Below are 739 nucleotides of genomic sequence, written 5' to 3'. Positions count from 1 at the left end.
CTATATTTGCAACCAATCTATGATGCTGATTGGGGCTACGATGGTTTCACCCAAGTTGGTGGCTGGCAGCATTGGCATGATGTTGACCATGAGTGGGATTGGGGCTTCAAATTAGAAGGCTCTTATCACTTCAATACTGGCAACGACATCAATGTGAACTGGTATCATTTTGATAACGACAGTGATCACTGGTTTGATTTTGCCAACTGGCATAACTACAACAACAAGTGGGATGCTATTAATGCTGAACTGGGTCAATTCGTAGATTTCAGTGCTAACAAGAAAATGCGTTTCCATGGCGGTGTTCAATATGCTCGCATTGAAGCGGATGTGAACCGTTATTTCAATAACTTTGTCTTTAACGGATTCAACTCCAAGTTCAATGGCTTTGGTCCTCGCACTGGTTTAGACATGAACTATGTATTTGGCAATGGCTTTGGTATTTATGCTAAAGGAGCTGCCGCTATTCTGGTTGGTACCAGTGATTTCTACGATGGAGTTGGTTTCATCAGCGGTTCTAAAAATGCCATCGTTCCTGAGTTAGAAGCTAAGCTTGGTGCTGATTACACTTACGCAATGGCTCAAGGTGATTTGACTTTAGACGTTGGTTACATGTGGTTTAACTACTTCAACGCTTTACATAACACTGCTGTATTTACCGGCGGACTTGAGACTGATTTCGCAGCTTCTGGCCCATACATTGGCTTGAAGTATGTTGGTAATGTGTAATTTGTTAAGT

At 42.1% G+C, this 739-nt stretch carries 1 protein-coding gene; it reads left to right on the top strand.

The features are described from left to right. Positions 1–729, top strand: a 729-nt coding sequence (locus CC34_RS0110135; RefSeq protein ID WP_028379468.1) for an Lpg1974 family pore-forming outer membrane protein, incomplete at its 5' end; no start/stop codon positions are given. Positions 730–739 lie beyond the last annotated feature (10 nt).

Origin of the sequence: Legionella pneumophila subsp. fraseri, from assembly GCF_000586315.1 — a bacterium.
Classification (GTDB): domain Bacteria; phylum Pseudomonadota; class Gammaproteobacteria; order Legionellales; family Legionellaceae; genus Legionella; species Legionella pneumophila_B.
This window is presented reverse-complemented; position numbering and strand designations above follow the sequence as displayed.